We start from the raw sequence: 17,916 nt of genomic DNA on the forward strand, positions 1-17,916 counted from the left end.
TAGTCCCGAAGTCGGAGTGCGCCAGCAGTCTGCGCCTGTATGATGGCCGTGTCCTCTGCCACGGCACGCACCCGGCCGCCAACCCATGGACGACCCTACCGAGATCGCAGAAACGCCTCCAGGCTCCAAAGCCGAACCGCTCGATTGGGCAAGGGCTTCGCTGGAACAATGCAGCGAAGGCATCGAGGTCGTGGATCGCCTCTCGCTGCGCCTGGTCGATCTCAACGCCGCTGCCGCGAAGCGCATCGGTCGCTCGCGGGACGCACTGCTTGGAACGTCGCCATGGTCGCACATGGAAGGCGGCACGCGAGCCTCCTACGAAGCCCTCTTCGACGAGGTCATCAAGGCGTTCCCGCGTTCGCTGTCCAGCGAGCAGCGCTACCGGCTGTCCGATGGTTCTTTCATGGATGCGGAAGTGACGCACACCGCCTTGCGAATCCGAGACAGGTGGCTGATGGTCGTGGCAACGCGCGACATCACCAGCCAGAAGATGCAGCAAGCCCGCTCGACACTGCTGTCCCGGGCTTTCGATGCGAGCCACGATTGCATGCTCGTCGTCGACCGCGAGAACATGCGCCATGTCGAATGCAACGATGCAGTCTGCCGCTATCACGGCATGACGCGCCATGACCTCCTGCAGGTTCCGCCATGGACGCTCTGGTCCGACGGCCGGACGCGCAATGACCTTGAGCGCGAGTATGACGATGCGATCGCCGTTTCACCGCTTCCGCGGCGCCGCATCTCACCCACCGCCAGGTCGCGCGCGGGCAGCCAGGGCGTGATGGAGGAACAGCAGCAGGCCATCCAGGTAGACGGCCGGTGGATGCTGGTCATCACCACCCGTGAGATCCGCGAAGATGCCGTCGAGCGCAAGGTCGCCGAGCTCACGCGGTCCAACGATGAACTCAGGCAATTTGCGTACGTGACCTCGCACGACCTCTTCGAGCCGTTGCGCATGATGAGCAGCTATTCGGAACTGCTGCGGCGCCGCTATGGCGACCAGCTCGACAGCGACGCGCAGGATTTCATCAGGTACATCGCCGGTGGCGCCGACCGCATGAAGCGCTTGATCGACGACCTGTTGCTGTACTCGCGGGTGGATCGCTCCGCCATTCCGATGGAGCAGGTTCGCCTGGATCACGCCCTTGATGATGCGCTGGCCAATCTCGCCAACGCGATCGAGCGCTCGGGTGCCGTGGTCGAACGCGGACCGCTGCCGGAGGTGACGGGCGAGCCTTCCGGCCTGACGCAGGTGCTCCAGAACCTCATCGGCAACGCCATCAAGTTCACCGCCGCAGGCGTGGCCCCCCGCATTCGAGTGTCTGCATCCGAGGACGAGGCGAACTGGATCGTCTCCGTGCGCGACAACGGAATCGGCATTGCCCCCGAGCACTTCGAGCGGATCTTCGTCATCTTCCAGAGGCTCCACGCGCAGGATCTCTACGAAGGCACCGGGATCGGCTTGACGATCTGCAAGAAGGTGGTCGACAGGCACGGCGGACGAATCGAGGTCGACTCCGCGCCCGGACAGGGCACGACGTTCAAGGTCTACCTTCCCAGGAGGGCTGCGTAGTCGCAGAGACTCTGTCCGAAGTCCCGGGCCCGGTACCGCCATCCTGTGGCAACCGGAGCATGCGCCGCCACAGGCGATGCCGGTCGGCATGGGAGTTCAGCTCCTGGCCCAACGTGACCTGATCAAGCGCTGCACGGGGCCAGGTCTCCGATAGAAAGACTTCGCGTGTCCGCGGATCGACGGTGAGAGCGCACACGGCCTGCTCGTGCGCGGGATGGGGCAGCACATGCGACCACGCCTCGATGCGCCCGGACAGCCAGGCGACTTCCTGCATCGATCCGGGCACGCTGTAGAGAGTGACCTCCTCGCGGCTCTCGTCCTCCTGAAGATGGATCAGGACATCGCTGCCGACCAGCAGCGTGCGAGGCGAGTGGGCCGACGGGCCGGCGTGTCCATCGGGAATGCGACCCAGCAAGGATTCGATAGCACACATGAAGCAGTGAAACGACGCGGCAAGGCCGGTTGCCGTCCTCTGGGTTATGAAGCCGAAGCGCCCCGGGGTTACGACTGCGTCATCGCGGAGCGAATCGCGGCGACCAGGTCGGCCGGGGGCATGCCCGCGAACCGCCCATGCTGCGCTGCAGGTCTCGAATAGCGGTCGTTCAGCTTTGAAAGCATCTCTTTTCTCATCGCGATACCGGTCCTGCTGGTTGGCACGACCTGGCTCCAGTCCAATAGGCAGCCCTGCCGCAAGTGTTCCAGCGCCGGCGGCCAGGTGCGAGGGAGAAGGTCTGAAAGCTCGATGACGAATTCCCAGGGAGGGCTGTGGCAGGTGAACAGATACAGCAGGGCCATCAGGTGTGAAGCGACCGGGTTCGTTGTCTTCCACGCACGTGATGCCACCAGCAGACCGCAACTTTGCTCGGGCTCCAAGGTCTTGACGTACTCCACCATGTGCTCGAACGACGTCTTCGTCCACAACGCGATCACGGCGCTCGGAAGGCCTGCAGGCGTCGCCTTTGTCGGGTGTTCAGCATCGCGGTTGACTTGCCGCCTCAGGCGCTTCCGGATGAGGTCCTCATCGAAGGTCTGGACTTGCAGCGGGCGCGGCAATGGGCGTTCGGGACAAGGGAGAGGCAGTGGGGGCGTCATTGTGGAGCGATACAGGTTGGCCAGGTCCTCCAGCGACATGGTGCCCGCGAATGGAATTCCCGCCCCTTCACTTCCGGAGTACGGCAATCGAACCCGCTTGGGAGGCGGAAGTTGCTGCAGCTCGACCTCGCCTTCGTTCGCGCGCAAAGTCCTGGATCCACCGAAATCGACACGATCCTCTTCATCTGATGAAGAATCGGAATCGGCAGGGACAAGCGGGGTGCCATAAGGGTCCGGCATGACCCATTGCCCAGGCCCGCGCTGCATTGCTGCAAGATGGCTGCCCGCCGTATTCCAGTGGTGTGGGCCTCGCTGGAATGGTTCGGCCGCATGGGTGTGCACCCCATGCAACTGCGACGGAAGAACGGTATTGCCTGCGGGCAGAGCAGGCTGGAATCCGATGCCCACCGACACGACCTGCCGGACGTTGGGCATAGGGGTCGGGCGGAGATGCCCCTGACTGACAACAGGCGCCTCAATGCCATGGTGGCTCTGGCTCTGATGGAAGATCCGGACCTCCCCTTGCTCAAGGGGTTGAATGCGGTCGTGACCAGAGACCAATAGCTGCTGGCGGATGTCGGCTTTACTCTTTGGAATGCTCATGGGGTCTCGATCGGCCAGGAAGAAGCTGGAGCCTCGATGCAGCCATCCTGCGATCTCTGAGGTTGTTGTTCCCCTGGGTAACGCTCGACGCTTCGCGGTTCCAGCCCCCCCGCCAGCGGAAGCTGCTCGCTCCCGCCCTCCCCTCGAATCAACGACGGTGCGCCACTGCCGCGCCGCGGGTGCTCGTCCTGCTGCGCCGGAAGAATGCCGCCCAGTCGCTGCGCTCCCGCGCAACTTGCCAGTCATGCAGGTCGTCCGCCCGCGTCACCAGCCGCAACGCATCGGCGCTGGGCAGCGCCTTCGAGCTGTAGAGAAAGCGCAGCTGGCACTCGCCCATGGCGATCGCATCGCCGTTTTGCAGCGCATGCTCCCAGATGCGCTCGCTGTTGACGAAGGTGCCGTTGAAGCTCTCCAGGTCGGTCAGCACGAAGCGGTCGCCGCTCCAGTGGATGGTGGCGTGGCGCCGGCTCACGCCCAGGCTGTCGATCTGCACGCCGCACTCGGGGTCCCGTCCGATGGTGGTGACCCGGCCCTCGATATTGACTTGCCTCACGCTGCCGTGCCGGGCGAGGATGATGAGTCTGGACATGGTTTTGATGCTCGCTGATTGATTGGAACTGAGTGCTTTTCGGCTCAGTCCTGCGCTTCTTGAAGGGCGTTCAGCAAACAGGCGTATTAAAAAATACTCACTCCTGTCGGCGACTTGCGCGCGACGCTTTCAAGCGCTCGCGCTCGGCCAGGTCTCGTAGCGCTGCGCCTGCTGGGGCGGGCGTTCCTTGTCTTCGGCCTTGGCCGCCAAGCGCCTCTCGGTCATCCAGGCGACCACGATCTGGACGTAGGCCTGCCGCCAGGTCTTCTTCGACATCGCGTGGTCGACGCCGGCCATCAGGCGGTGGGTCACGGACCTCGCGTACCTGAAGGCGGCCAGGTAGTTCTCGATGACCGGGTGCGGCACGATGGTGTCGTTCTCCGACTCGACGATGAGCACGTCGCCGAAGAAGTCTTCGCAGGCGGCCAGCGCGCGGTTCTTCTCGGGTTCGATGGTGGTCTGGCGGTACAGGGTCAGGTCGTCGCCGTTGAGCCGCCGCTTCGGCTGTTCCCAGTTCTCGTCGCGGTAGATGGCGGGCACGCGCAGGCCCAGCCAGCGCACCGGGCGCAGCGAGGTCAGCACGGCCGCGAGGTAGCCGCCGTAGCTGCTCCCGATAACGGCGACGGCCTGGGGGTCCACCGCGGGATGGCCGACCAGCGTGTCATAGGCGGCAAGCACGTCGCGCAGGTTGTCCTCGCGGGTGACGGCCTCGCGCTGCGAGACGTGGCGGGCGTGGCCGCGCAGGTCGAAGGTCAGGCAGATGCAACCCAGGGCCGCGAGTTCGTGGGCCAATGCGATGTCCTGCTGCTGACTGCCGTCCCAGCCGTGCACCAGCAGCACGCCGGGCACCATGGTCGACGGCGCAACCAGCGTGCCGGCGATGTGCACGCCGTCTACGGGGATGTCGATCAGTGCATGTCGGGTGGGCATCACAAGCTGTGAATGAATGCGGCGTGCCCGAGCAGCCTGCCCAGCTGCGGCCAATCGAGGCGCAAAGCGCAGCCGTAGCTCACGCTACGGCGAGCATTTGCAACGAAGAGTGGGCGTGCCTGGGCAGGAGGAGCGGGCATGGCGGGTTCGTTCACAGCTTGTCAGGGTTCGACCACGGTGTACTTCGTGATCGGGCCGACACTGGCATCCACGCCGCTGAAGTACACGCACGCATTGGGCGGCGGCACGACGCCGTCGCCGTAGATCTCGAAGCAGGAGGCGTTGACCGCACGGCGCTCCGGCTGCTCCTCGAACACCTCGAGCGCCGCTATTTCAGCGCCGCTTGCACCGCCCACGCGCCAGGACTGCTCCAGCACGCCGGAGCACCAGCGCCCTGCGCTGCTCTCGCCCTGCGCCACGTCGTAGTTGATGCGCGAGGCGAAGAAGCCCGGGAATGCCGCGACGACCGCGCGGTGCAGGCTGCGCGCCTGCTCCACGGCGAGGCGGATCTCCTCGGGAAAGCTCAGCGCCAGCAGTGCATCGAAGTCGCCCCGCGCCACCGTGAGGTCCGAGCCGCCGTAGACCTTCTGGCCGTGGTTGTCCGTCGTCATGCGCTGCCAGCCGTAGTAGCTCGCAATGGCCCGGCCCACGTGCACCTGGCCGACGCTGTAGGTCACGGGCTGCTCCAGGTTCTCTTCGAGCACCAGCCCGTGCTCGGCGATTTCCGGTGCATCCATGGCCTCGATGCATGCCTCCAGTGCCTGCCGGTCGCGCACCACCTGCTGCCCACGGCCGCCGGTCGCGCGCACGGGCTTGACGCGCACGGCGCCCTGTTCCAGCAGGCGCATGCCGGCTCGGCTCGCGTCCTCGCGGGCAAACACCGAGAAGCCCCGCAGCACCGCATGCGCGACTTGGCCGGAGAAGCCATGGCTCCATCCCGGCGGGGCCGCGGCGGCCGGATCGATCAGCGGGTGCACGAGCGCCTTGGTAAGCACGAAGGGATGAGGCACCACGCCGCCGAACAGGGCGTGATGGCCCTCGATGCCGAGCGCACTGGGCAGCGCATCACCCACCAGCGTATCGCTGGGCACGAAGTACACCGGCGCTGGATAGGTGCGCGCGCTGTCGTACTCGCCCTCGAAGCGAGACTTCTTGAGCCGGGCCAGCCGCCAGGCGATCTGCGCGCGGGTCGCGCGCTCGTGCTCGCTGGCGTATGCATGGTGGTCCGCCGTCAGCGCGACCACGGTCCCTTCGAGGCCGAGCTCGGCGAGCTCGGCCCCTTCACCGGCGAGTGTCTGGCCTCCGCCGGGCAGCGCGCTGAAGATGGGTGTGTCCATGGGACCATGCTGTGCGATTGAACGGCGGAGATCAACCATTGCCGCACTGCTGGCGGCGTTTTCCTACACGCCCACCCGGCAACGGCAGGGTGAAAGCACGCAGCGGCCGGCGCTAGATGGACGCATGTCCACCCACTGGCAAGGAGTCTCCATGTCGAACTCGCAGAATGACCGCAAGGGCCAGACCGAGCACAACAAGGCCGGTCAACAGGCCGCCACGCAGCGCAACGAGCCCAAGCGCACGCCCGAGAGCCGCAACGACCGGGAGAGCCAGGTCGGCTCGAGCAACCAGTCGCAGGCGCGCCGAGGGTCCGCGGGCGGAGGCCACACTGGCAAATAGCAAGATCGGTCACAGCATGTGACCGCGCGCCGGGCGAGCGCTACAGCAGGTCCTTGAGCTTCGCCCTCAGCCGGCCGATGGCCTGGCTGTGCAGCTGGCACACGCGCGACTGGCTGACCTCGAGGATGGCGCCGATCTCGCGCAGGTTGAGCTCCTCCTCGTAGTAGAGGTTGAGCAGCAGCCGGTCGCGCTCGGGGAGCTCGGCGATGGCGGCCACCAGCTGGTGGCGGAAGCCGCTCTCCATCAACTGCGCCAGCGGGTCGTCGCCCGCGCCGCCACGCTCGCCGCGCGCCTGGCTCGCATGGCGATCCAGGAAGGGACTGTCGCCCTCGCCGTCCTGCGCGAAATCCTCGACATAGAGCAGCTGGCAGCCCTGGATCTCCTGCAGCAGCCCCTGGTAGGCCTCCAGGGTCATCTTCAGTTCCTTGGCGATCTCACCCTCGGTGGGCGCGCGGCCCAGCAGGTGCTCCAGCGCCTGGATGGCGGCCTCGACCTTGCGCGCCGACTGGCGCAGGCCGCGCGAGCCCCAGTCGTTGGCGCGCAGCTCGTCGAGCATGGCGCCGCGGATGCGCTGGCTGGCGAAGGTCTCGAACTGGGCGCCGCGGTTGTCCTGGTAGCGCGTCGACGCATCGAGCAGGCCGATCATGCCGGCCTGGATGAGGTCGTCGAGCTCCACGCTGGCAGGCAGCTTGGCCAGCATCTGCAGCGCCATGCGCCGCACCATCGGCTGGTGCTGCTTGAGCAGATGGGACTTTTCAATGGTTCCCTGTGCGGTGTACACGGTCGTTCTTCTCCTTCTCCGGGTGCCGCGGCCTCAGCAGGCCTCGGCGGTGTTCGTGCCCTGCGCCCTGGGCACAGGTTGCGGTGCGAGGCTTGCGCCCGGGCGCCAGGGCCATTGCCCCATCTCGTCGGCGATGCGGCGGAAGTCCTCCGCCGCCGGGCTGGCGGGATAGGCCTCGACCACGGTGCGACCCAGCCGCCCGGCATCTGCCGCGTGCGTCTCGGCACGCACCCACCCGGCCGGCTGCAGCGAGACCGCGAGGTAGCGGCTGCCGGCCTGGGCCAGGTTGTGCGCCACCTGCTGCGCCGCCCCGGGCTGGGCCACGCCGTTGACCAGGAAGCGCAGCTGGCGCAGCGCATGCGCGTAGTGCAGCCGCTTGATGCCCGCGTAGGTGGCGGTGATGGATGCCGCGTGCGGCTGCATCACCAGCACCAGCTCATCGGCGGCCTGCGCGAGCGCGGAGAGACGGCCCTCGCCGTCCAGCGCGGCGTCGACCAGGATCACGTCGCCGTCCCACAGCGTGCGTGGGTCAGGACTTCCCGCCGGCGTGCGCGGCACGGCCGGCAGCACGTAGACGCCGCAGGGCGCGCGCGCAGCCGCACCCTGCAGGGTGAGGCGGCGGTTGGCCACATCGGCCAGCGTGCCCAGCGGATCGACGGACCAGGCCGCCGCGACGGTGCCCGCCTGCGTGCCATGCTCGTCCAGCAGCAGCACCTCCCTGCCCTGGTACGCCAGGGCAGCGCCCAGGTTCATCGCGACGGTGGTGACGCCCAGCCCGCGCCCCATGCTCGCGAAGGCGAACACACGGGTGCGCGTCTGCGCCAGCAGGCGGCGCAGCCCGTCGGCCTGGTCCATGACCAATCTGCTCACGAACCCAGCGCCTCCAGCAGCAGGAACATCTTGGCCACGCCCTCGTAGAGCACATTGCCCGAGGGCGCGCGGTCGGGCCGCAGGCGGCGGCCGGTCAGCTGGCTCAACAGTGACCGGGTGCGGCCCGCCCATTCCCCTTCGGCGTGCAGCAGGCGCCACACAGTGGTGCTGGCCTGGCCGGCGATCAGCACGCGCTTCATCATGTGCGGGTCGCCCAGCTCGCCCATGCCGCCCACCAGCTGCAGGCCCTGGCGGATCAGCCGGAAGCAGGGCTCGGCCTCCGCGGCCCAGGCCTGCCATTGGGCGAGCTGCGCCGTACCCACCTCGCTGCCGATGTTCGACAGCAGGTAGCCCTGCGCCAGGATCTTGCGGCTCCTGGGCTCCATCACGCGCGTCACCACGCAGCGCAGGGCAGGCAGCCCATGCTCGCCGCGCAGCAGCACCTCGGCGTGGGCCTCGGCCTGCAGCGCCGGCGCGCCCTTGAAACGCACCGGGTGCGCCTCGCCGAACGCAAGTGCCAGCCGCGCCAGCGTGCCGCGGCCGCCGACCTCGTCGACGATGGCAGTCGAGCCCGGCGCTCGCGCCAGCCAGGCCAGCCCGCGGGCCTGGAGCTCGCCCATGAATTCGACGGCGGGCAGGCGCGGCAGCGCATGCACCACCGGCTTGCCGAAGTCCTGCTGGGCCACCCACTGCAGCGGGCGCAGCCCGGCCCTGCGCGCCGCCGCGGCAGCCGTGCCCGCACCGGCGGTGGAGAGCCACTGGTTGGGCGCGGCCAACGGCCGGCCGTCGCGGTCCGACAGCAGCAGGCTGCCTTCGCATCCGTAGGCATCGCCGCCTTCGTTCGACTTGAGGCCGAGCTGCCCGCCGAGCGCCAGCACGTGGCGGTCGCAGCCGGTGGCGATCTCGCTCCATGCATGCGCCTTGAGCGACTGCAGCACGGTCTTGTGCAGCACGTTCTCGTCGGCCGCCATGCGCCACAGCTCGCGCGCCGCGTCGAAGCCCAGGTCGGCACTGGCCAGCGCCTGGGCGGCCCAGGCCACCTCCTGCGCGTCATGGGCCATGGCATGGATCAGCTGCTGGTACTTCAGCCGCAGGCGCTCGGTCTCGGCCTGCGCCTGCGCCACTTCCGAGGCGTCCTCGGCGGCGGCCGGCCTGTCCTGCAGGTCGCTCTCGCCGGGCACGAAGAGCGCGCTCGGCGCCTTGGCCTGGAACACGCTGTCGACCAGCGCGGCACGATCGGCCGGCGCCAGGTTCTCCGGCACCTTCTGGCCGCTGGAGACGTAGTGCACCGGCAGCCGGTGGCGGATCACGGTGTCGATCAGCGCACCGGGGTGCGTGGCCTCGTCCACCTTGGTGAAGATGCAGCCGGCGAGTTCGTTGCCGCTCGCGCCGTGGCGGTAGGCGTGCACGACCTCGTTGAGCGTGTCGCCGTGGCTGGCGGCGTTGAGCAGCAGGAGCCGCTTCACCGGCCGCGGGCTGCTGCCGAGCATGGCGATCTGCTCCGAGACGGCGCGGTCGCGCTGGCTCATGCCCACGGTGTCGATCAAGACCATGTGCTTGTTGCGCAGGTCGTTGAGCACCAGCTGCAGGTCGGTCGCATCCTTCACCGCGTAGACCGGCACGTTGAGGATCTGGCCGTAGATGCGCAGCTGCTCGTAGGCGCCGATGCGGTAGCTGTCGGTGGTGACCAGCGCCAGCTTGTCGGCGCCGAAGCGCATCACGCAGCGCGCCGCGAGCTTGGCGGTGGTGGTGGTCTTGCCGACGCCGGTGGGGCCCATCAGCGCGTAGACGCCGCCCTGGGCCAGCAGCGCATCCTCGTTCTCCATCACCGGCACGGTGCGGACCAGCTCCGAGCGCACGAAGGCCATGCCCTGGGCATAGCTCTGGTTGGCCGGCAGGTGCTCCAGCATGGCCTTGGCCAGGCGGGCACTGAAGCCGGCGCCCAGCAGCGTGCGCAGCAGGCGCCCGCGCATCGGGTCGCGGCGCTGGCGGTCGTTCCAGACGACGGTGGCGAGCTGTTCCTCGATCATGCCGCGCATGGAGTGCAGCTCGCTGAGCACCGGGTCGGCGTGGGGCGTGGCAGTGGCCGGTGCTTCGGTGGCGGACCCGCTGGGCACGGCGTGCGCAGCCGGCAGGGCCTGCTGCAGCAAGGGCGTGACGGGCACCACCGGCCGAGCAGGCGCGAAGGGCACGAAGGGCATCTGCGGCATCGAGGGCACCGGCATCGGCGCGGGCATTGCGGCGGTTGCCATGGGCGCAGGCAACGGGGCCGCGGCTGCGGCCGCGGCAACGGGCACGGCAGCAGGCGCCGGCGCCGGTGCCGGCACTGCAGCGGTCGACACGGTCGTCGCGTGCTCCGCCACCTGTTCCATTTCCTCCGGTGCCATGGCGACGATCTCGACGCCCTCGGCGACGACGCGGTTGGTCAGCACCATCGCCTCCGAGCCGAGGGCTTCGCGGGCCAGCCGCAGGGCCTCGCGGCTGGTGGCGGCGACGAACTTGCGTGCGGCGCTGCGCACGTCGGTGATGATGTTCAAACTCTTCCTCCGATGGTGGCGGTGATCTTGATGTGACGCGAATCAGGGATCTCGGCATGCGAGAGCACCTTGAGCTGCGGCAGGCTGCGCCGCAGGAAGCGGGAGAGCAGCACGCGCAGCGAGTGCTGCACGACCAGGACCGGCACCAGCCCCATCTGCTCCTGGCGCGCAATTGCCGCCTGGGTCTGCGCGAGCAGGTTGTCGGCAAGGCCCGGCTCGATGCCGCTGTTGTTGGTCATGGCCTGCTGCAGCACGCCGTCGAGGGCGGCGTCGAGGCCGAGCACCTGCAGCTCCGAATCGCCCGGGAACAGCTGCTGCACGATGGCGCGGCCCAGCGCCAGGCGCGTGAGCGAGGTCAGCTCGGTGGCATCCTTGACGGTCGGCGCGTGCTCGGCCATCACGTCGAGGATGGTGCGCATGTCGCGGATCGGCACCTCCTCCTCGAGCAGGTTCTGCAGCACCTTGTGCAGCGTGCTCAGCGAAAGCACCTTGGGCACCAGGTCCTCGGTCAGCTTGGGCGCGGTCTTGCCGACCTGGTCCAGCAGCTGCTGCACCTCCTGGCGGCCCAGCAGCTCGGCGGCGTGGGTCTGGATCAGGTGGTTGAGATGCGTCGCCATCACCGTGCAGGCATCGACCACCGTGTAGCCGAAGACCTGCGCCTGCTGGCGCTGGCCGGCGTCGATCCACACCGCGGGCAGGCCGAAGGCCGGGTCCTGCGTCGGCGTGCCGGGCAGCGTGCCCGTGACCTGGCCGGGATTGATCGCCATCCACTGGTTCGGATACGCCTCGCCGCGCCCGATCTCCACGCCCTTGAGGCGGATGATGTAGCTGTTGGGCTGGATCTCGAGGTTGTCGCGGATATGCACCACCGGCACCAGGAAGCCCAGCTCCTGCGCGATCTTCTTGCGGATGCTCTTGATGCGGCCCAGCAGCTCGCCCTGCTGCGACTGGTCCACCAGCGGGATCAGCCGGTAACCGACCTCCATGCCCAGCGGGTCGACCAGGGCCACGTCGTCCCAGGTGGCCTCGGCCGCCTCGGTCGCCGGCGCGGTGGCTGCGGCCTTGGCGGCAGCCGCCTGCTCGGCCGCCTTCTGCGGCGCGCGCAGCAGCAGGCGGCGCCCGAACCAGGCCAGCCCCCCCGCGATCAGCAGGAAGGCCAGGTTCGGCATGCCCGGGATCATGCCCATCACCCCGATGATCGCGGCGGTGAGGAACAGCACCTGCGGGTTGGAGAAGAGCTGCCCGGTGAGCTGGCGCCCCACGTCCTCGTCGGTGGTCACGCGCGAGACGATCACGCCGGCCGCGGTCGAGATCACCAGAGCCGGGATCTGCGCCACCAGGCCGTCGCCGATGGCCAGCAGCGTATAGGTCTTGCCGGCGGTCGAGAAGTCCAACCCGTGCTGTACCACGCCCACCACCAGCCCGCCGATGATGCTGATGACCATGATCAGCAGGCCCGCGATGGCGTCGCCGCGCACGAACTTGCTGGCACCGTCCATGGAACCGTAGAAGTCGGCTTCCTGCGCGACCTCGGTGCGCCGCTTGCGCGCCACGTCCTCGCCGATCAACCCCGCATTGAGGTCGGCGTCGATCGCCATCTGCTTGCCGGGCATGGCGTCGAGCATGAAGCGCGCGCCGACCTCGGCGATGCGACCCGCGCCCTTGGTGATGACCATGAAGTTGATCAGCACCAGGATGATGAAGACCATCACGCCGACAGCGAAGTTGCCGCCTACCAGGAAGTGGCCGAAGGCCTCGATCACCTTGCCCGCCGCGTCGGGGCCGGTGTGGCCGTGCATCAGCACCACGCGGGTGGAGGCCACGTTGAGCGACAGGCGCAGCAGCGTGGAGAACAGCAGCACCGCCGGGAAGGCTGCGAAGTCCAGCGCCTTCATGGTGTACATGCTCACCAGCAGCACCATCACCGACATCGCGATGTTGAAGGTGAACAGCAGGTCCAGCAGGAAGGGCGGCAGCGGCAGCACCATCATGCTCAGGATCATGATGATGAGGATGGGCCCGGCCAGGCCCTTCATGTGCGCGCCGGAGAGGCTCTGCGGCGGCAGCCGCAGGAAAGTGGCTAACGCGTTCATGCAGCCTGCACGTTGTATTCAAGGTCCTGGGGAATGGGCAGATCGCCCGGCGTGCGCGGCGCCTCGCCGCCCTCGGCCTGCCAGCGCTTGAGCCGGTACACCCAGGCCAGCACCTCGGCCACCGCGGTGTAGAGGCCGGCGGGGATCTCGTCGCCCAGGCGGGTGTTCTTGTAGAGCGCGCGCGTGAGCGGCGGCGCCTCGAGGATCGCGACCTTGTTCTCCCGGGCGATCTCGCGGATGCGCTCGGCCACGCGGTCCGTGCCCTTGGCCACCACGCGCGGCGCGCGCATGTCGCCGTCGACGTACCTGAGGGCGACCGCGAAGTGCGTCGGATTGGTGACCACGATGTCGGCCTTGGGCACCTCGGACATCATGCGGCGCCTGGCCATCTGCTGCTGCTGGCGGCGGATCTGCGCCTTGATGTGCGGGTCGCCCTCGCTCTCCTTGTGCTCCTGGCGCAGGTCCTCGCGCGACATGCGCAGCTTGCGGTAGTAGCTCCACAGCTGCCAGGGCACGTCCACCAGCGCGATCAGCAGCAGCGCGGCGGTGATGAGCGCGCAGTTGCGTGCCACCAGCAGCACCATCTGCGGCAGCGCGGCGCGCTCGGACTGGGCCATCAGCGCGTTGACCTCGTCCATGCCGTCCATGATCACCAGCCAGGCCACGCCGCCGATCAGCAGCGACTTGGCCAGTGCCTTGAACAGCTCGGCCAGCGACTGGGAAGAGAACAGGCGCTTGATGCCCGCGATGGGATCGAGCTTGTCGAACTTGGGGCCCAGCGCCTGCGTCGAGAACAGCCAGCCGCCGAGCATCAGCGGCGCCACCAGTGCGGCCAGCACGAGCATGCCCATCAACGGCGCCGTCGCGAGCAACGCCTGCATCGTGAGCAGCCCCGCCTGCGTCAGCATGAAGGAGGTGTCGAAGGCCGCCGCACGCTCGAAGCGCAGGCCGTGGCTGAACGATGCCTGGAAGTGCCGGCCCAGCGGCCCGGACAGTGCCCACAGGCCGGCGACCGCAGTGGCCAGCAGAACGAAGGTGACCAGCTCGCGAGAGCGGGCCACGTTGCCTTCTTCGCGCGCCTTCTCGAGGCGCCGCGGCGAGGCCGGTTCTGTTTTTTCGAGATCGCTTTCTTCAGCCATTCATGCTCCGGGAGAGCATCGGCGAACATCGCCGAGTCGTGGCTGATTATTGGATTCGGGGGCGCTGGACAATCCCTCGATGAGGGGCAGGAATGCCCTCCAACTCGGGCGTTAGGCCGCGCTCACCGTGCGATACTTTGCATCAAATGCTGCATCATTTGATGCCGACACGATGCCCCCAAGGAGAATGCAATGCGCACCACCGTGACCCTGGACGACGAGTTGCTCTCTCAAGCTCGAGCATTCACGGGCATCCAGGAGAACTCCGCGCTGCTTCAACAAGCGCTCAAGGCGCTCGTCCAGAGGGAAGCCGCGCGTCGGCTGGCGCGCTTGGGAGGCAGTGCGCCGGGCCTTCGCCCAGCGCCACGACGCCGTGGGAAAGTCGCAGATGATCCTCGTTGACACGTCGGTGTGGATAGACCACCTCGCCCGAGGCGATTCAGGACTGCAATCGCTGCTGGAGGAAGGTGAAGTCCTCATGCACCCGTACATCGTCGCGGAAATTGCTCTGGGCAGCCTGACCAGGCGGGACGAGACGGTCGGCGCGTTGCAAGCCTTGCCCGAGGTCACGGTAGCGCGCCACGTCGAGGTGATGGCGTTTCTTGGCAACGAGCGGCTGTTCGGCATCGGGATCGGCTATGTCGATCTTCACCTGCTCGCCGCGACTCGCCTCGCTGCAGGTACGAAGCTTTGGACGCGCGATCGACGCCTTCTCCAGGCCGCACTCAGGCTGGATCTGGCCCGGTTCCCTGCACATTGAGGCCTGGGCGACCGAGGCGCCGCGCCGGGCCTCAGAGCCTGCCCTCGTCGATCGCGCTCAGGATGATGTTGCCTCGTGCGGCGAGGATGAACTTGTCACGATCGGGCTCCGACAGCGCCTGTTGATCGGGCTGGGGATGATCCGGCGGCATCCAGGCCGGCGAGAACGCGAGCGCATAGCGCCGATGAAGGGCGAAGGCCTTGATCATCATCTCCGAGATTGCCGCGCCCCCGCGATCGAAGGTCGAGGCATGCGACATGCGATGAACCGCTCGTTGTATTCGACCAGATGCCGTGTTTGATCCCCTCTTCAGTGACGATCCCGAGTTGCTGGTTCCCCCTGCTTCACCTCGCGACGCCTGGAACCATCAGCCCGGCTAGAACCCCAGGCTCTCCAGCAGATCATCCACTTGTGCCTGGTCCGTGACGGCTTCCGGATTCGCGGCATTGATCTGCGGACCGTTGAGCAGGCTGTTGGCCTGGCCGATCGCGATCTCGGGCCGCTTCTCCATCGGCGAGTTGTCGATCAGCACCTGCAGCAGCTGCGTCTCGACCTCATTGACCACTTCCATCATCTTCTTGATGACCTGGCCCGTGAGATCCTGGAAGTCCTGCGCCATCATGATCTCCATCAGCTGGGAGTTGATGGCGCTGGCGCGCTCCGGCACCTGCTGCAGGTAGCCGCGCGTGTCCATCACCAGCCCGCGCGCCTGGTCCGGCTCGATCGGGTTGGCGAACCACTGGTCCCAGCGCCCGCTCAGGTCCTTGGCGCCGCTGGACAGCGCCTCCTGCATCGGCTGCGCGACGTCGATGGCGTTGAGCGCGCGGTGCGCCGCCCGCTCCGTCATGGCGGCCACGTAGTTGAGGCGGTCGCGCGCATCGGGAATGGCCTGTGCCGCGCGCTCGACCTGCTTGTCCAGGCCCAGCTCCCGCATGCCCTCGCGCAGCTGGCGCGTCAGGTGGCCGATGCGGCCCAGCAGTTCGTCATGCGTGTTGCCTTGTGTGTTGGAGCTCATCTCAGGCCGCCTCTTTTTGCAGCTTCTCGAAGATCTTGTTCAGCTTTTCCTCGAGCGTGGCAGCGGTGAAGGGCTTGACCACATAGCCGTTGGCGCCAGCCTGCGCCGCGGCGATGATGTTCTCCTTCTTCGCCTCGGCCGTAACCATCAGCACCGGCAGCTTGGCCAGCTCCGGGTCGGCGCGGATGGCCTTCAGCATGGCCAGCCCGTCCATGTTGGGCATGTTCCAGTCCGACACCACGAAGCCGAAGTCGCCCCCGCGCAGCTTCTCGATGCCGGCGGCACCGTCCTCGGCCTCGTCGACGTTGAGGAAGTCGAGTTCCTTCAACAGGTTGCGCACGATGCGGCGCATGGTCGGGAAGTCATCCACGACCAGGATCTTGATGCTCTTGTCGATCACGATTTCTCCAGCTTCAATGGTTCAGATACAAGCCAGGCGTCACACGCGGTTGGTGCGTTCGCCGAAGGTGCGCAGGTGCGCGAGCACGCGGCGGGTCATCTCGTTCAGGGGCGATACCTCGTCCGCCGCGCCGATCAGCACGGCCTCGCGCGGCATGCCGTAGACGACGCAGCTCGCCTCGTCCTGCGCCAGGGTGTGGGCGCCCGCCTGCCGCATGCGCAGCAGGCCCTCGGCGCCGTCGCGGCCCATGCCGGTGAGGATCATCCCGATCGCGTTCTTGCCCGCATGCCGGGCCGCCGAATCGAACAACACGTCGATCGATGGCCGGTGCCTGTTCACCGGCGGCTCCTGGTCGAGCTGGGCCACGTAGTTGGCGCCGCTGCGGCCCAGGGCGAGGTGCCAGCCGCCGGGTGCGATGTAGGCGTAGCCCGGCAGCACGCGTTCGCCCTGCTCGGCCTCCTTCACATGGATGCGGCACAGCCCGTCGAGGCGCTGCGCGAAGGAGCGGGTGAAACCGGGCGGCATGTGCTGTGCGATCAGCACCGCCGGCGCGTCGGGCGGCAGCGGCTGCAGCACCTCGCGGATGGCTTCGGTGCCGCCGGTGGAGGCACCGATGATGATCAGCTTCTCGGTCGACAGCAGCGGCCTCTGCAGCAGCGGCTCCTGGGCGCTCTCGGCGGCCGGCCGCGCCGCCGCCTGGCGGCTCGGCAGCAGCCGCGCCTGCGCGGCGGCGCGGATCTTGCCGGCGATGTGCTCGGTGTACTGGATCAGCCCGTCGCGCACGCCCAGCCGCGGCTTGGTGACGAAGTCGATCGCGCCCAGCTCCAGGGCCCGCAGCGCGATCTCGGACCCGCGCTCGGTCAGCGACGACACCATCACCACCGGCATCGGCCGCAGGCGCATCAGCTTCTCGAGGAACTCGAGGCCGTCCATGCGCGGCATCTCGACATCCAGCGTCAGCACGTCCGGGTTGGTCTGCTTGATGAGGTCGCGCGCCACCAGCGGATCGGCGGCGGTGCCGACCACCGTCATGTCGCTCTGGCTGTTGATGAGCTCCGTCATCACGCTGCGGATCAGCGCCGAATCGTCGACGCACAGCACCTTGATCTTCTTCACGACAGGCAGCTCCCATGGCGTTTGTTGGCGGCGGCGAGCTTGCGCAGCAACTCGCCTTCTTCGCGCTGCACGGACTGCACGTCGACCTGCGCGCGCAGCTTTCGCACCACCGCCTTGCCGCTGTGCGGCAGCAGGCAAACGCGGCGCGCGTGCGGGCCGCGCAGGTCCTGCGCCGCGACGGTGATGCGCTCCGCCTCCAGGTAGCGCAGCACGAAGTCGGCGTTGCGGTCGCCGATGTTCAGCGTGGTCATGTTGGCGAGCACCGCTGCGCCGCCGAAAACCTTGGCCTGCAGGCGGTCGCGCCGCGCACCGGCGCGCAGCAGCTCGCGGATCAGCACGTCCATCGCGTAGGCGCCGTAGCGCATCGACTCGGCCTGGCCCCGGGTGCCCGGCTCGGCGTCCTCCGGCAGCATGAAGTGGTTCATGCCCGCGACGCCGGCGTCGCAGTCGACCAGGCAGGCGGCCACGCAGGAACCCAGCACGGTGGTCATCACGGTGTCGGCGGCGGTGACGTAGTACTCGGAGGGCAGCAGCTTGACGGCCATGCGGTCGAAGTCGCGGTCGAAGTAGTGGTGGCTGGCGATGGAGCCTGGGGCGGAGGCGGTCATGAGGAAGCCTCTTGTCTGGTTCTGGCTCCCTCGCCCTTCGGGGGAGGGTGGGGGTGACTTGGGGTCTGTTGGTACGTTGCGGCTTGTCTGAGGCCGGAGCCGGGATTTCGCCCCGGCGGGCGAGTCACTTTCT

The 17,916-nt window shown here is 67.9% G+C and carries 19 protein-coding genes; 4 read left to right on the forward strand and 15 right to left on the reverse strand.

The window, feature by feature from the left end; all coding sequences use genetic code 11:
• The first annotated feature begins 85 nt into the window (after positions 1-85).
• Entirely contained in the window at positions 86-1,573 is a 1,488-nt protein-coding gene (locus APY03_RS15555; protein WP_068678090.1) for a sensor histidine kinase, read from the forward strand.
• Here APY03_RS15555 and APY03_RS15560 read toward each other — a convergent pair.
• The 5 genes from APY03_RS15560 to APY03_RS15590 form a co-directional block, all read right to left on the reverse strand.
• On the reverse strand, positions 1,542-2,006 hold the full coding sequence (locus APY03_RS15560; RefSeq protein WP_068678091.1) for a type III secretion system chaperone: 465 nt from the start codon (positions 2,004-2,006) through the stop codon (positions 1,542-1,544). The two genes, APY03_RS15555 and APY03_RS15560, sit on opposite strands and share 32 nt — an antisense overlap.
• 68 nt (positions 2,007-2,074) lie before the next feature.
• Positions 2,075-3,268 carry a hypothetical protein gene (locus APY03_RS41495; protein ID WP_146039681.1) on the reverse strand — a complete coding sequence of 398 codons (1,194 nt, stop codon included), beginning with the start codon at positions 3,266-3,268 and terminating at the stop codon, positions 2,075-2,077.
• Positions 3,269-3,416: 148 nt separating this feature from the next.
• Positions 3,417-3,857, reverse strand: coding sequence for an FHA domain-containing protein (locus APY03_RS15580; protein WP_068678095.1), 441 nt, complete (start codon positions 3,855-3,857; stop codon positions 3,417-3,419).
• Between the two features lie 129 nt (positions 3,858-3,986).
• Positions 3,987-4,787 (reverse strand): alpha/beta hydrolase family protein, encoded by an 801-nt coding sequence (locus APY03_RS15585; protein ID WP_068678096.1) that lies wholly within the window; start codon positions 4,785-4,787, stop codon positions 3,987-3,989.
• Between the two features lie 161 nt (positions 4,788-4,948).
• Positions 4,949-6,124 (reverse strand): DUF3182 family protein, encoded by a 1,176-nt coding sequence (locus APY03_RS15590; protein ID WP_083944381.1) that lies wholly within the window; start codon positions 6,122-6,124, stop codon positions 4,949-4,951.
• Between the two features lie 151 nt (positions 6,125-6,275).
• On the opposite strand from APY03_RS15590, the gene APY03_RS15595 reads away from it, so the two are divergent.
• Entirely contained in the window at positions 6,276-6,464 is a 189-nt protein-coding gene (locus APY03_RS15595; protein ID WP_068678097.1) for a hypothetical protein, read from the forward strand.
• A 40-nt stretch (positions 6,465-6,504) separates the two neighbouring features.
• On the opposite strand, the gene APY03_RS15600 is transcribed toward APY03_RS15595, so the two are convergent.
• From APY03_RS15600 to flhB, 5 genes are read right to left on the reverse strand one after another with little or no spacing between them, the layout of a single operon-like run.
• On the reverse strand, positions 6,505-7,245 hold the full coding sequence (locus tag APY03_RS15600) for an RNA polymerase sigma factor FliA (RefSeq protein ID WP_068678098.1): 741 nt from the start codon (positions 7,243-7,245) through the stop codon (positions 6,505-6,507).
• A gap of 33 nt (positions 7,246-7,278) precedes the next feature.
• Positions 7,279-8,115, reverse strand: coding sequence for a MinD/ParA family ATP-binding protein (locus APY03_RS15605; protein WP_180988663.1), 837 nt, complete (start codon positions 8,113-8,115; stop codon positions 7,279-7,281).
• Positions 8,112-10,652 (reverse strand): flagellar biosynthesis protein FlhF, encoded by a 2,541-nt coding sequence (flhF, locus tag APY03_RS15610; protein ID WP_068678100.1) that lies wholly within the window; start codon positions 10,650-10,652, stop codon positions 8,112-8,114. Before flhF ends, APY03_RS15605 begins: the two co-directional genes overlap by 4 nt.
• Positions 10,649-12,745 (reverse strand): flagellar biosynthesis protein FlhA, encoded by a 2,097-nt coding sequence (gene flhA / locus APY03_RS15615; protein ID WP_068678101.1) that lies wholly within the window; start codon positions 12,743-12,745, stop codon positions 10,649-10,651. Before flhA ends, flhF begins: the two co-directional genes overlap by 4 nt.
• Complete coding sequence (flhB, locus tag APY03_RS15620; RefSeq protein WP_068678102.1) at positions 12,742-13,884, reverse strand: flagellar biosynthesis protein FlhB; 1,143 nt, start codon at positions 13,882-13,884, stop codon at positions 12,742-12,744. The genes flhA and flhB overlap by 4 nt, the downstream gene beginning before the upstream one ends.
• Positions 13,885-14,076: 192 nt before the next feature.
• On the opposite strand from flhB, the gene APY03_RS40230 reads away from it, so the two are divergent.
• A complete protein-coding gene (locus APY03_RS40230) occupies positions 14,077-14,286 on the forward strand; it encodes a type II toxin-antitoxin system VapB family antitoxin (protein ID WP_083944382.1) in 210 nt (69 codons plus the stop codon).
• Positions 14,273-14,644, forward strand: coding sequence for a type II toxin-antitoxin system VapC family toxin (locus APY03_RS15625; RefSeq protein ID WP_068678114.1), 372 nt, complete (start codon positions 14,273-14,275; stop codon positions 14,642-14,644). The genes APY03_RS40230 and APY03_RS15625 overlap by 14 nt, the downstream gene beginning before the upstream one ends.
• Positions 14,645-14,675: 31 nt before the next feature.
• On the opposite strand, the gene APY03_RS15630 is transcribed toward APY03_RS15625, so the two are convergent.
• The 5 genes from APY03_RS15630 to cheD form a co-directional block, all read right to left on the reverse strand.
• Entirely contained in the window at positions 14,676-14,852 is a 177-nt protein-coding gene (locus APY03_RS15630) for a hypothetical protein (protein WP_180988677.1), read from the reverse strand.
• A gap of 168 nt (positions 14,853-15,020) precedes the next feature.
• Entirely contained in the window at positions 15,021-15,659 is a 639-nt protein-coding gene (gene cheZ / locus APY03_RS15635; protein WP_068678104.1) for a protein phosphatase CheZ, read from the reverse strand.
• 1 nt (position 15,660) lies between these two features.
• The gene (cheY, locus tag APY03_RS15640; RefSeq protein ID WP_068678105.1) at positions 15,661-16,059 is read right to left on the reverse strand and encodes a chemotaxis response regulator CheY; all 399 of its coding nucleotides are present in this window, start codon (positions 16,057-16,059) and stop codon (positions 15,661-15,663) included.
• A gap of 39 nt (positions 16,060-16,098) precedes the next feature.
• Positions 16,099-17,175, reverse strand: a complete 1,077-nt coding sequence (locus tag APY03_RS15645) for a protein-glutamate methylesterase/protein-glutamine glutaminase (RefSeq protein ID WP_068678106.1) — start codon at positions 17,173-17,175, stop codon at positions 16,099-16,101.
• A complete protein-coding gene (gene cheD / locus APY03_RS15650) occupies positions 17,172-17,783 on the reverse strand; it encodes a chemoreceptor glutamine deamidase CheD (protein WP_068678107.1) in 612 nt (203 codons plus the stop codon). Before cheD ends, APY03_RS15645 begins: the two co-directional genes overlap by 4 nt.
• Positions 17,784-17,916: the final 133 nt, after the last annotated feature.

The sequence above is a fragment of the Variovorax sp. WDL1 genome, assembly GCF_001541225.1.
GTDB lineage: Bacteria > Pseudomonadota > Gammaproteobacteria > Burkholderiales > Burkholderiaceae_C > Variovorax.